The sequence below is a fragment of the Actinobacillus minor NM305 genome (assembly GCF_000175195.1).
Taxonomy (GTDB): domain Bacteria; phylum Pseudomonadota; class Gammaproteobacteria; order Enterobacterales; family Pasteurellaceae; genus Haemophilus_A; species Haemophilus_A minor.
The window spans coordinates 15,375-29,946 of sequence record NZ_ACQL01000055.1 but is presented as its reverse complement, the minus strand read 5'-3'; the positions used below and the strand labels follow the sequence as shown (position 1 = coordinate 29,946).

Sequence of the window (14,572 nt, the reverse complement as noted above, 5' to 3'; positions counted from 1 at the left end):
TCAATTTTCTGTTTGAGTATTAGGTCTTAGCGACATTTCGCCAATCCCAAAAGCATTTATTTCATTGCCCTGTTTCAGAAGTAGCTCTCCCTGTTCGTTAATCCCTTGAGAGATACCGTGAATTTCTTGCCCTTCTGTTACTAATTTAACCGCTTGACCATGAAAAATATCAAAGGATTGCCAACGTTCAACGTAATGAGCAAAGCCTACAAGCGGGTAAATTTTAAGATTTTTTTGTAATTCATACGCAAGACGGCATACCAAAGTATTGCGGTCAAAATGGTAAGCGGAAAGATCTGCCCACGCTTGATTGACAATCTTCTCATCAACTTTTGTCATTCCTAAGTTCAAACCAATCCCAATAACCAAATGCACGCCATTTTTATCTACTTTCGTTTCAATTAAAATACCGCCCATTTTTTTGCCTTGGTAATACACATCATTTGGCCATTTGATTTGAATATCCTGCACGCCTTGTGCTTGTAGGCTTTCAGCAATAATCAATGCGACCACAAGGCTTAAAGAAGACACCTGTTCCACTTCTTCTTTTGGGTAGTGCCACAAAATCGAAAAATAGACATTTTCACTTTGTGGCGAGTACCAAGTTTTACCTCGCCGTCCTCTTGCTGCGGTTTGCTTTTCAGCTAAACATATCGAACCTTGCTCTAATTCTTGATAATGATTGAGCAGAAAAGTGTTCGTGGAGTCAATTTCCTCAAAAACGAGGGCTTGACCACATAATAATGCCTCTTGAATTTGGGATTGGTTGAGTTTCATTTGCCACCTTAGCGTGTTATCGCTTCGCTATCAATTTCACCATCTCTCCCCATAAAGCGAACTTCTGGGTGTAATTCCACACCAAATTTCTCACGCACACGTTGGCGAACCGCTTTTGCTAAATGTACAATATCCATTCCTGTTGCATTTTCTTTGTTGATTAAAACCAACGCTTGTTGGGTATGCACTGCAGCACCTCCCACCTGAAAGCCTTTCAGATCACATTGATCAATCAACCAACCTGCAGCTAATTTTACGCTTCCATCGGCTTGTGGATAATGAGGGATATGAGGGAAATTAGCCTGTAATTGCGCAAAATCTTCCACACTAATTACCGGATTTTTGAAAAAGCTCCCAGCGTTGCCAAATTCATCGGGGTTTGGTAATTTGCTTGAACGTACCGCACAAACTTCATCGAAAACTTGTTGCGCCGTTACGCTTTGAGGATCAAATTGGGTCAAAGAACCGTAAGTCAGCACAGGTTTCCAGACTTTAGGTAATTTTAATCCTACAGAAATAATCGCAAAACCTTCTTTATACTCGTGCTTAAAAATACTTTCACGATAACCAAATTGACACTCATCTTTTGTTAATCGAGACACTTCGCCTGTTTGCAAATTTACCACTTCGACAAAATCACACACTTGAGCAAATTCTACACCATAAGCCCCGATATTTTGGATTGGTGCAGAACCGGCTACTCCGGGAATTAACGCCAGATTTTCTAGCCCATAAATGCCCTGTTTAAGCGCTGATTGCACTAATGCGTGCCAATTTTGACCGCCTTGAACGTGTAAGTAATGGAAATCTTGATCTTGATGATGAACAAAACCATCCATTTTGTTGATCAATACCACACCGGCAAAATCTTCCGTAAACAATACATTAGAGCCTTGTCCTAGAAGCAAAATCGGTTGCTTGGCTTGCGTTGCGTTTTGCCAAGCCGTTAATAATTGCTCAACATTCTGATATTCAATAATACTGTTTGCATTGACCGGCAAATGAAATGTGTGAAAAGGGGTTAAACTTTGCATAATAATTAATTGGTTTGTTAAAAACGGCTATTATCTTAGCATAAATAAGCGATCGAATTTGCAAACTATTTCGGTATTATGTAGCAGTTGCACAAAACCTAAAATGCAATCGTAACCGCAGTAAAATTTTCGATGCTCTTAACTTCAAAACAGGGTTAAGGGCATTTCTTTTGGTAAATTTTAGCTGATTTCCCCACTTGTTTGCCAATATTAGTGGCTTGCGATGTGAATTTTCCCATCAATGGGCGTAGCCAATCCGCTCAACCTTGCCAAAGGTAAGCTGATTTCTCTGTACTTACATTTCAATTCGTTTTTTAGTTAAACAAATTAGGCTGCCAGTAACTCTTGTTCGTACTTCATTCTTTCATTGAGATTTTTGAAGTAGGACTGGGAAATTTCTTCAGGGCTAAATGCGGTCATACCGATAAGCTCTTGCGTGCGATGATTTCCTTGCCAGTAACCCACCCATTCCCTTAATGGTAATACCCATAAACAACGTTGTAGAATATCACTAAATAGGTCGCCATTAGACTTTTGACGATTATCTGACATAAACGCCGCTTGGTTGGCATAATGTAGGGCGTATTTGTTATCGCATTTGTGATGTACACCACGATGTAAATCACGGAAACGAGCGTTAAAGGACTCTGCTAAATTGTTGTTGATGCCTTTTGCACTGTAACATAAATCGTGATTAACACTCCAACGAGTGTAATGAAAATCTAAACCTTTATAAGCTGGATTTTCATCACACATAATATCACTACCTTGTTTCACGAATTGATGATTTAATGCCAAAACGGTTTTGGCATTTTCAGTATAGTCCATTGCAACGATGGTGCGATTTGAACCCCACAATGTTTCATCATCAGAAGCACGTTGATTTAAACTGATGATACAACGTTTAGTCGGTCTAAATTTTGGAAATCTCTGTCCTTTTTTATTGGCTTTTTGTTTCTGTTTATGGGCGTTTTTAGCGAAGTTAGTTGGACGTAATTTGAAATTAATCCACGCCCCATCTTCGTGAATTTCACCTTGTAAGGGCGTTAAATCACGAGTTTTGAATAGGGCTTCACGCAATTTATGGCAAAGGACGAATGCCGTTTTATAACTGATATTAAGATGACGGCTCATTGTTTCTTCACTTAGACAGAAGAGATGTTTAAGGGATAATGTTTTAGATTTGCTTGAAAGTAAGTAATGAGCCAAGGTACTCAAAGCTAAACGCTAGACACAAAAAATTGCCCACCTGAATTTTCAGGTTGGCTCAAAGCGTTTTGCCTTGAATACCATACTGCCACAAGAAATACGTGGATTTTAATAAACGAGTCGCAAACCCAAAATAGAACTTGAATAAAAGGTTTCTACGCCTATATGGTTCGCTGTGTTTCTTTGAAAGAAACTAGGCTAAAGATAAATAAATGGTTCATTGGCAAATTGTTATTGTTCATCAATGATGAACACGTTGTTTTTCTGTCAAATGATAAAACACGCCATTTACGATCTACGATAAAAAGCAAACTGAGAATACTTACCTTAAATTTGGAGATATTTAGATCAAATTTCAGAACTATTACAAGTATTCGTAACAGAATTATTAAATCAATAATAGTAACGGCCTAACATAGTTTATTCGTTAGTCAATACATTTTGGGGAATATTCCACGTAATGTAACATTGTGATTGGGTGATCACTAAATTTAGTAAGAATTTAATGACTTTAATCATAAAGAACCTTTTGTAACTACCGTTCTTTAAAGCTATCATCAATCACTTTTCTTAGTGGACTTAATAAGTAGTCAATTACCCGCCTTTCCCCAGTCTTAATTTCTGCGGATACAGCCATCCCAGCAATAAGCTCTACATTTCTTCCCTCAATACTTAAATGGCTTTTATCCATCACAATAGTTACTGGAAATACTAGCCCTAATTTCTCATCCTGTATAGCCTCGAAACTAAAATATTTAACTTTACCTTTTATGTATCCATAACGAGTATATGGAAAAGCCTCTATCTTAATAGTGACATCTTGCCCTTCATTCACAAAGCCGATGTCTTTATTTGATAGCATAGCTTCTATTTCAAACTGTTCATCTTGTGGAACAATTGTCATCAGTGGCTGAGCTGTTGTTACAACACCTCCTATCGTATAGGTCTGTAATTGTTGTACAGTACCATCAACGGGTGCATAAATTTCACTGTATTCTTGTCGCTGTTGATTTTTCTCAACCTCTAATGTAAGTTGCTCAACTTGCTCATTGGCTTTACGCAATTCATCTAACACATTACGGTGAAAAGATTGCTCAAATACTTGATATTCTTTACGTACTTGCTCTAGCTGTGATTCTAATTCATAAATTTTGCTTTGCTGAATATTCCTTTCATTTTCTAATTCAATTACCCGATTTTCTTGAGAAAAATATTCATGTTTCGAAGCATGCCCTTTTTTGTATAAACCATATATATCACTGCGTCGCTCTTTCTCATATTTTAGCATTCCCACAATTTTTTGAATTTGAATATGAATTGTCTTTTTCTCAGTTTCCTTCTGACGAATTGTTGCTTCTAATTTTTGCTTTTCTGCAATCCACGCCTGATATTGGCTTAATGCTAACTGCTGTTCACGTTTAAATAGACCATCTTCAATACCAAAAATAACTTGTGCATTGCTATTTTTTAGCTGTGGAACAGTGTTTTCTTGAATTGCCAAAAGCATAGCTTCTTGCCGTAATTGATTTAAACTAGCTAATTTAAGAGCTGACTTAGCCTTAAATAACTCAGATTCAACGCCTAATATTGTTAACTCAAGAAGCAAATCACCTTTCTTTACTCTTTGCCCATTTCTTACATAAGATTGCTTCACTGTAGCAGTCTCTATCGGTTGGATAATTTTACTTCGACCGCTTGGTAAAATTTTCCCTGTTGCGACAGCAACAATTTCTATTTTACCTAAATAAGACCAGACAAGGGCGATCAATAAAAGTAAGATAATGAACCTTCCAATCCATCTTGGCAAAGACGATACGGGTGTTTCAATCAATTCTAAATGCGCAGGTAAAAAAGCACTTTCATCTTCTTGTCGATAAGGGGAGTCTAACGATTTTCTAACTTTCCATGTTTCTCTAAAAACCTGAATATAGCGCTTAATTAAGCTACACAATCCACTTATATAATGCATTATGCGCTCCCTGGTGTTGATTGAAGTTGATATAAGTAGTGGTAAAGCCCTTTTGCTGCAAGTAGCGATTGATGATTACCTTGCTCAATAATTGCGCCTTTATCCATTACAATAATTCGATTGGCTTGATTAACCGTAGAGAGGCGATGTGCAATGATAATTACCGTCCTATTGCGACAAATATATTGCATATTCTTCATAATAATGTGCTCTGACTCATAATCAAGTGCACTGGTCGCCTCATCAAAAATCAAGATTCTAGGGTTATTAACTAACGCACGAGCAATAGCAATGCGCTGCTTCTGCCCCCCCGATAAATTAGCACCATGCTCACCAACTAACGTATCATAGCCCTCAGGTAACTGAGATATAAATTCATGGGCACCAGCCAGCTTTGCAACATGCATAACATGTTCTATTGATATTGAGGGAGAACTTAATGCAATATTATCTCGAATGGATCGATTCAGTAGAATATTATCTTGCAAAACAACACCAATTTGACGACGTAGCCAAGATGGCTCTACTAATGCGATATCGTTACCATCAATAAAAATATTTCCTTGAGAAGGGGTATACATACGCTGAATCAATTTAGTCAAGGTACTTTTACCAGATCCTGAACGACCAACAATCCCAATGATCTCTCCTGCACAAATGGATAAAGAAACATTATTTATGACATTTTTTCCTTCTGGACGATAACGAAAAGTAACGTCTTTAAATGTAATATCGCCTTTAATTTCAGGTGGAACCAATTTATTTTGGGGACTTTCTGTCGGTGTATTCAATATATCACCTAAACGACTTACTGAAATACCAACCTGTTGAAAGTCTTGCCAAAACTGAGCTAGCCTAATCACGGGAGAGGCAACTTGGCTTGCTAACATATTAAAAGCAATAAGCTGCCCAACAGTAAGTTCTCCGGCAATTACTAGATGTGCTCCCAACCATAAATTAATGACCATTACCAATTTTTGGATGAGTTGTATACCATGTTGACCAATCGTTGCAATTTTTGTAACTTTAAAACTCGATTGTACATAACCAGATAATTGTTTATCCCAGTGCTCTGTCATTTGTGGAACAACCGCCATAGATTTAATGGTTCCCATAGCAGCTACTGACTCCACTAAAAAGGCTTGATTATCTGCGTTACGAGCGAATTTTTCATTCAGACGTCTACGTAGTATTGGGCTAATAAATGCAGACCAGATCGCATAGCAAGGAAGCGAAATAAGCACAACTAATGTTAACCAAACACTGTAATACCACATTACTGCAAGGAAAATGAAAGAAAAAAGCAAATCCAACACTGAAGTTAAAGCTTGCCCTGTTAAAAAAGTACGTATTTGCTCTAGTTCTCTTACTCTTGCGACAGTATCCCCAACGCGTCGAGCTTCAAAATAGGCAATTGGGAGAGCAAGTAAATGTCGGAATAATCTTGCACCGAGCTCAACATCTATTCGGCTGGTAGTATGAGAAAATACATAGGTACGAATAGCTGAAAGTAAAACTTCAAAAAAAATTACAACACATAAAGCTACTGCAACAACATTTAACGTGCTAAACCCTTGATGAACTAAAACTTTATCCATCACAACTTGGAAAAATAGTGGTGTTATCAATGCAAAGACTTGCAAGACAATTGATACAAAGAGCACTTCTAAGAAAATTCTGCGATACTTAACAATCGCAGGTATAAACCAAGTGAAATCAAATTTAGCAAGTTGCCCAGCAATACTTGCTCGAGAGGTAAATTGGATAATCTCCCCAGAGTAACGCTTGGTAAATTCGTTATCCGACAAAACGATGGGCTGATTTGTTTCCAAATCATGGATCAAGTAACGTTGATTTTCAGTGTCCACTTTAGCTAGGATGAAATGTTTACCATCATCACACCAGACTAAGATCGGCAAATGCAATAAAGCTAAACGAGATTTTTCTTTCTTACTGGCTTTAACTTTAAACCCTATATCTTTTGCAGCTAATAACAATTGTGTTTTGGTCATTACTTGCTGTATAGCAAATTTATGTTTTATTTGTTCAATATTAAAAGGAACACTATGTAGCTGAGAAAATATTGCTAAACTTGAAAGTGCTAAGTCCTGTGTATCCATACTATATCCTACTATTCAAACAAAAAGCCTCACAATATTTTTCGAGAACACAGTGAGGCTTTAAATAATTAATAAAAATTATGTCCAATTAGCAGCTAGAATTGGCTCTAATTTTGTATTGACTGCCTGTGGTAATGAAATCTGTCCGGCTGATGGTGGGGAAAAAGCTGCCATTGCACTGACCAGTTTATCTACACTAGCATGGTTTAAAGACTTATTATTTGCAGCTGCAAAATTTTCTACTTTATAATTCTTACCATACCAATCAGAAATGACTACTTTATCCTGAGTACCAATAACACTGACTTCTAAATCCACGTTTAATTTACGGAACCAAAGTTGATTATGATTTATATTAGTAAAACGTAACGTGTCATTGCCTTGTTCATCGTAGATGGTATCAATACCATCCCCTCTCTTAAAATGATAAGTGTCATTTCCTGCTCCTCCCATTAAGAAGTCATTTCCGCCCATACCATTTAGGGAATCATTACCTCCATAGCCAATCAATCGGTTATTTCCCGAATTGCCTGTAAGAGAATTATTGACATCATTTCCTGTTGCAGAAACATGTGCATTACCAATTAACTCTACATGCTCTACATTTTCTGGCAAGGTATAAGAAACCGATGAAATAACAGTATCAGTTCCCTGATTAACCTTCTCAATCACTTTATCAAGGTGAGAGTCAACGATATAGGTATCATTACCCAAGCCTCCAATCATTGTATCAAACCCAGCCTTGCCATCTAGTCTATTATTACCTGAATTACCTACCAGGCGATTATTTTCGCTATTTCCAATAGCATTAATTGCAACGTTACCCATTAATTGAATCTCTTCAACATAATTGGATAATGTATAACTTACAGAAGATTTGACTAGATCGTATCCTCCATCTTTAATTTCTAACACTTTATCACCCACATTATCAACAATATAGGTATCATCGCCAAACTCACCAGACATACTATCAGCACCTGATCGTCCATCTATCAGATTACCTATCGCATTTCCTTTTAGAGTATCGTTACCATTAGTTCCAACAATGGTATGAACTAATTGAGGTAATTCTGCTTGTTCTTTGGAAAAGATAAACATCTCAGCTTTCAACTGATCAGGTCTAATGCCTTTTACTGTCACATATTGTGTACCTGCTTTAGGCTCACCTAGCCAGATTCTTGTATATTGTTCATTATTAACGCTAAATCCATAAAAGTTGATAGTAGTCACACCTTTAAACTGAGAAATATCAATTTTCTCATTTTTGTCATTGATATCAAAATCCCAAATGAGATTCTTCAACAGCCCTTTAGATGCGTTTGGAGACGTGTCTTTAACTACAACAAATCTATCACTTCCCTTACCACCTTCTGCTCTTGCCCAACTAAACTCCACATTATTATATTGACTTAATGTCGTATATTGTTGGTTGCGATAAGTTGGTAACAGTGCAGTATCATCACCTTCTAAGTAAAGAACATCATTACCTACACCGCCACCAAGATAATCAGAGCCAGCCCCTCCTAGGAGTGTATCATTACCTCCTCCTCCTAAAATACGATCATCACCATCATTACCGTATAGTGTATCATTGCCACCTGTGGCAGAATCCGCAGAATGCTCACCGACGATGACATCATTACCTCTTCCCCCTCGAAGGATATCATCACCATTACCCCCGAACAGGCGATCTTCACCTTCTGTTCCCCAGAAAGCCACACCAAAATCCGGTAGAGCAACCTCAGCATTATTATTCGAGAACCCATATCCTCCTGTTTGATTTAGCCAATAAGGTTTAAATACCTCCGTAGTTACCACAATGTTGTTATTGGTTAATTTATTTGCTTGAACATTATTAAGTCGAACTGTTTGACCATTTCCTAAAGAAATAAGAGTATCATTCCCCTGTTGCTGTTTAGATAAATTAAAGGATTCAAATCCAGTAAAGACTAAACGATCGGCACCCACACTAAAATCAGTAATGACATCTTGGCTATTTAATTTCTTCTCAATAATGAAAGTGTCATTTCCCTGACTACCAGTCAAAGTATTATTACCTAAACCACCTACTAGAACATCATTACCCTCTAAACCAACTAAGACATCATTACCTCGTCCACCAATCAATACATTAGCAGCTTTATTCCCTGTAAGTTTATCGTTGTAATCCCCTCCCGTTACATTTTCTATCTGCTGAGAATTTGTAATGGTTAAGACTTTTCCTGCTAAATTAGCTTTGCCTGTTGAGAGATTTACTTCAATAACACCATCCATAGCAGCGGCATTAATGGTATCTATACCGCCATTTGTATCATTTAAGGTATTGATGGCTTGATTATTATGGAACTCATCAGTATATACATAAGTATCATCAGCCCCGTAAGCCCGTCCATAGAAACTTAATGACCAATCATGTAGCGTCCCTGTACTTCCTGTTGCCACATCAAAAAATTGTAATTTCCATTGACCATTAGGATTCTCTCCTTTTAACAAAGTGGTATTGAACGTGTAATTTAATGTGGATGATTCCCCAAATTTTACATCGCCTATCGCATTGTCATCATCAGGAGCTTTCCCTGGTCTATTCATTAAAATAGATTCTGTACCTAACGGAGAAATTAATTTAATAATTAAGTCACTAGCTCTTGCATGTGTCAGATTAACTTTAATAGCTACATTTTCAAGCAACATAGAAACATTTGAAACGCTTACTGCAAATTGTCTACCATTATTATCTGTTATAGCCTGATTAACTTTTCCTGATTTATAGATATCCTCTAGCTTAACTTCATTTTCATAAGTATGTTGAGTATTCCAATCTTGAGCTAATCTTACTGCAGCCTGAGCATCTATTACACCATAACCATAATCGTGACTAACATGCATACCTGTGCCGTTCCAATTCTTTGCACCATTACGCTGCCACTGACTATCAGTTATTCCTTTTGTTGTTGCCGTAAGGGCAAGAATTTCCTGAATATCACGATATCCAAGGTAAGGATTTGCCTCAAGCATTAGTGCAATTACACCTGAAACAATAGGTGCAGAGAAACTTGTTCCATTGTTACGAGCATATTCATGTCCCAATGTTGAACCATTTTCGTTCACAATCTCACGAGAACTTGAATACGCCTCAGAACCATGGGCTGTAACTAAAACACTTGCACCTTGATTTGAATAAGAGGCAATTTTAGTCTCAAATTGTCTATCCTGCTCAGCAGAAGCCACAGCAATTCCATATCTGACATTAGTCAATTCAGAATAATTAGTATTTCCGCCTTTTTGTCTATCGTTACCTGCAGAATTGACTATGACAGTCCCTAAACCATTACGCCCCTCTATCAAAGCCGGTTTATAAATATCAAAAATTGTTTTGCTTTTATCGGAAAAATTAATTTGTTGTTTAAAGTTTTGAGTATGACCCCAACTATGGTTCGCAATATCATAGTTTTTCATCTGATCCAAACTAGAAACATTTGCTCCAACCCAATAGCTTGCTACCGTGGCATCATAAGCAACACCAACGCCACCTTCCCCATTACGTTCGGCAACCATAATACCCGCAACTTCTGTAGCATGCTTACTGAAGACCTTATCTTCTTCTTGGCGTTTATATTCGTAGTCGTGCAACCATTTTTTATCGATCTTATTACGTAATTCAGGGTGGCGGTAGTCTGCAACTTCTTCTGCAACAGAGAATGGACCACTTGGCTCAAACTGCCCTATACGAATTTTTTTACCCGTATAATGATTCCATACGGGTGAAATATTATCCGCATCCAAATAATATTGACGAATGACATCAGGATCAGAAGGCAAAGAAGGTGGCACAAGATAAACTTTACCTTTTAACTCACCGCTACCGGCAGTTTGGATTGCTTTAACACCTTTTGAATCCTCAATAGCATATTCAAAACTCGCAATGCCTTTAAATCCTTTAGCCGGTGTAAACTCTATATCTCCATTAGACAGCACTTTAAGAGAGCCACCTCGAATATTTGAAGCTTGATAAATGATGATTTTATCACCCTGAAGATCGATATCATTTTTAATCAATTGAGATTGTTTAATGATATATGGACGTGAACCATCAAAACGCTGTCCTTTGCTATCTTGATATAAAATATCCTCTACTGGACTAGGGTTTTCCCATTCATTATTTGTTGCCGGTGCTTGATAATTTGTAATATCTTTAAAATTCAGCATTTCAATATTACGTAAGAAATCCGTACCATCCCGCCCTTGTCTGGTATCACTAATTAATAAACCATCTCCCATTTTGGTAATTTTATAGTCAGCAAAATCACCTGAAAACTCAGCGGTGTCTTTACCCTCTCCGCCATCAAGATAATCATCGCCACCTTCACCAACTAAGGTATCATCCCCTTCGCCACCGTATAGCATATCATCGTCAGAACCACCAAAAATGACATCATTACCATCATCACCAAATAAGCGGTCATTACCACGGTGTCCTCGGATTAAATCTTTTCCAGCATTACCTGAAATAAAATCATCACCATTTTCACCAGATAAAGCATCATTGGCAATGCTTCCTACAATAGTGTCATTGCCATCCCCTCCCCTAACAAAAATCGAGCTATTGCCAGAAGAAATAAAGACATCATCTCCACGCCCACCATGAGCGATTTCAATTTCAGCTCTACCTAAATCAAGTGAGACGGATTTATCACCAATAACCTGAACAATATCATCCCCATTACCTCCATGAATATTCTCAGGTAAATCATCACCGTCAATCAGCAATACGTCATCGCCATCTCCACCATAGAAAGTATCTGCACCACCTCCCCCAGCTAGCCAGTTATTTTGAGCATCACCACGTAAAATATCATTACCGTTGCCTGCTTGGATATTTATGACGCCAAGCTGCCGTGCATTTAAATCTCGATTTTGATTATCCGTTGCAGTAAAACTACTTGTTCCATCAATTAGTCCAGAACCTTCTGTAACCGTTTTCTTTCCTCCAGCAATATTAGTAATTGTATGGCCACGCGGATTCGCAAGAAAATTTACAGCAACTGCCTCTTGTTTCTTACCATTGTGAGTAAAGTTTCCCTTCGCTAACAGCTCATTGCCGCTAAAGAGTTGCCCACCCATTTCTTGATATGTCAAATCAATTGCAGTAATTCCAAGACTAGAAAGCGTTTGTAACTCGCCCGAATCGGTAAGACCATTATGATTTTTATCTTGCCAAATTCTAACTTTATTAAAGTCAGTATCTTTGCTATCAAAAATATTATCTTTATTCGAGTCTAATGTTCTTAATGCTTCAAATCCATTCTTAAACCGTTTTTCACCACTTTCACCGTTACGGCCCGCCTTTCCTGCATAATATTCAGAGAACACTTCTGACATATTATCAATTTTGCCATTATTATTTAAATCTCGAACTAATAATCCATCTTGATTGTTTAGCCAACCTGTTTCTTCTAAAGAACCACCATCATTATCAATATCAAATAATACAGGCTTATCATTATAACTTACAGCTTTGGCGCCATCACCATTTAGATCAAGAATTAAGGGATCTACAGGTAACTGTGAACGACCAATACCAGATAACCAATTAATAGTTATTGGTTTAACAAATGGCCCATTTAATGCATTCTCCACTCCAATTTTTGATTTGTAACCAGATGTATTTAAAGGATTTTTAGAAAGGTTGTTATTGGCAACTCTGAAATTGTCTGTGGCAATGTTTGCAAGAGATACAGCAAATGCGCTAGTATTAGAATTTAAAGTATCCTTATTCACAGCAACAAACTTATTCATTGTTGTATTAAAATAATCAGGATCATTAATATCTTTAGTGTTTTTAGTTGTGAGTATATCAATTTTATTTTTAGATATAATTGGCTCACTAATTTTTTTAGTATAGAACTCTTCTAAATTTCTAAATACAAACTTAGCCTGATCTTGTGATATACCTGGTCTAAATGGGGCTGGCAAAAATTTATCTGTAACAAATGGTGTTTTAATATTTTTACTTATGTGTTCCCATCTCTGGTACCATGCAGAAAAATCTATTTTTAAATTTGCTTTTCCTTTATAGCTATAGTTATCTATAGGAGTATTAGGTATAGGATAAGATCCTTCAGAAGCACTAGATAACTGGTCTATAAATGAAGATTCTAAGGCTTCCCTTATATTTGTAGAGCTTATTCGTTTTAAAGCAACGCTTCCAATGGTATTAATTTTTACGGCTCTACCAATCTTCAGTGGATCCACTCTGTTGAATATTAGAGGGTTGACCATATTAGCTATAAATGAATCTGAATTACCATCAAAATTATTAAAGTCAACTTTGGTTTCGTATTCTATGTGAGACAGTTTTCCATCTTTGAAGTAAAATTTATTATTATCGGATAAACTAGCTGTGTATGATCCCAATATATAAGCTATATCAGCATTATATTTTCTAGAACCATCTTGAAAATACAAGTTGTCCCCTAGCCTTCTTTCGTGATCAGTTAGCTCTCTATTATATATAACCACCTCCATTTGCCGTTGCGTTAGGTATCCTGTCCCTGCATTATTAATAGATGAAAAAGCTTTTAAAGTATCTATAGAGATTACTTTTCCATTTCTTTTTATCCCCAACGCAGCATATTTAAACATGTTAAACTTAACTGGATCTACTATATCACCAACTATAGATTCAATCTCATTAATATCAACATCAATAGAAACCTGCTCTTTTCCCTCTCTATGTCTTGAGCTAGAAGGATTATCTGTTCCATAAGTATACAAATGAGATACTTTTATTGATATATTTTCATCTTTAAAACTAACTTTCATATTAACTCCTAAAAAAAGTAAGATGGATTACCACAACTATCTATTTTCTGATAAAAACTATTTAATGGAGTCTCATTATAAACATATCCTTTACTATCTATATGCTTCATTATTATATTCATATAATATCCTTCTTCTTCAAGGTCAATTACCTTGTCTAACAAATAAGAATCATTCCATGGAAAAATCCCATTAAAAATATAAATAACACCCATTCCATTATAATCTCTCACGTAAATCTCACTTACGTTTTCCTTACTGATATAGTCTTTGCTCAGCTTCATATCGTTTAACTTTAAGAAAACATAATACATATCATCAAAACTATCCACATGAGACAATAAATCATTTCCTTTTAAATAAAACACTCCACACTTATAATCTTTACATCTAGTAAATTTATTTATCATGTGATTTGATTTTTCTATCTCTTTTAATATATATATATACTTTGCTTTATTATATATTTCACTCGTAGAAAATTTATTACCACTAAGACAAAAATCAGAAGAAAAGCCTACCCAAACCACATAAACCCCAGATAAGAAAAACAAAATAAAAAAACAATATTTCTTAATAACTTTCTTACTCATAAAATACCACTAACTTAACAAGTTCATTGAAATATACTATCTTTT

The 14,572-nt window shown here is 36.4% G+C and carries 7 protein-coding genes; all 7 read right to left on the bottom strand.

The genetic code is table 11. The features are described 5' to 3' along the window. On the bottom strand, positions 1-777 hold the full coding sequence (locus AM305_RS01670; protein ID WP_005822582.1) for a biotin--[acetyl-CoA-carboxylase] ligase: 777 nt from the start codon (positions 775-777) through the stop codon (positions 1-3). An 8-nt stretch (positions 778-785) separates the two neighbouring features. Then, positions 786-1,811 (bottom strand): UDP-N-acetylmuramate dehydrogenase, encoded by a 1,026-nt coding sequence (gene murB, locus AM305_RS01665; protein ID WP_005822580.1) that lies wholly within the window; start codon positions 1,809-1,811, stop codon positions 786-788. 327 nt (positions 1,812-2,138) lie between these two features. Next, complete coding sequence (locus AM305_RS01660) at positions 2,139-3,020, bottom strand: transposase (RefSeq protein ID WP_035293710.1); 882 nt, start codon at positions 3,018-3,020, stop codon at positions 2,139-2,141. 535 nt (positions 3,021-3,555) lie between these two features. Next, positions 3,556-4,989, bottom strand: a complete 1,434-nt coding sequence (locus AM305_RS01655) for an HlyD family type I secretion periplasmic adaptor subunit (protein WP_005822578.1) — start codon at positions 4,987-4,989, stop codon at positions 3,556-3,558. Beyond that, positions 4,989-7,109 (bottom strand): type I secretion system permease/ATPase, encoded by a 2,121-nt coding sequence (locus AM305_RS01650; RefSeq protein WP_005822577.1) that lies wholly within the window; start codon positions 7,107-7,109, stop codon positions 4,989-4,991. The genes AM305_RS01655 and AM305_RS01650 overlap by 1 nt, the downstream gene beginning before the upstream one ends. Positions 7,110-7,187: 78 nt before the next feature. Further along, positions 7,188-13,934, bottom strand: coding sequence for a S8 family serine peptidase (locus tag AM305_RS01645; RefSeq protein ID WP_081453528.1), 6,747 nt, complete (start codon positions 13,932-13,934; stop codon positions 7,188-7,190). A gap of 8 nt (positions 13,935-13,942) precedes the next feature. Further along, on the bottom strand, positions 13,943-14,527 hold the full coding sequence (locus tag AM305_RS01640) for a hypothetical protein (protein WP_005822574.1): 585 nt from the start codon (positions 14,525-14,527) through the stop codon (positions 13,943-13,945). Positions 14,528-14,572 lie beyond the last annotated feature (45 nt).

What these genes read in the sequence shown, in the direction of transcription:
- AM305_RS01670 (WP_005822582.1), bottom strand. Translation starts at nt 777, where the DNA reads ATGAAACTCAACCAATCCCAAATTCAAGAGGCATTATTATGTGGTCAA.
- murB (WP_005822580.1), bottom strand. Translation starts at nt 1,811, where the DNA reads ATGCAAAGTTTAACCCCTTTTCACACATTTCATTTGCCGGTCAATGCA.
- AM305_RS01655 (WP_005822578.1), bottom strand. Translation starts at nt 4,989, where the DNA reads ATGCATTATATAAGTGGATTGTGTAGCTTAATTAAGCGCTATATTCAG.
- AM305_RS01650 (WP_005822577.1), bottom strand. Translation starts at nt 7,109, where the DNA reads ATGGATACACAGGACTTAGCACTTTCAAGTTTAGCAATATTTTCTCAG.
- AM305_RS01645 (WP_081453528.1), bottom strand. Translation starts at nt 13,934, where the DNA reads ATGAAAGTTAGTTTTAAAGATGAAAATATATCAATAAAAGTATCTCAT.
- AM305_RS01640 (WP_005822574.1), bottom strand. Translation starts at nt 14,527, where the DNA reads ATGAGTAAGAAAGTTATTAAGAAATATTGTTTTTTTATTTTGTTTTTC.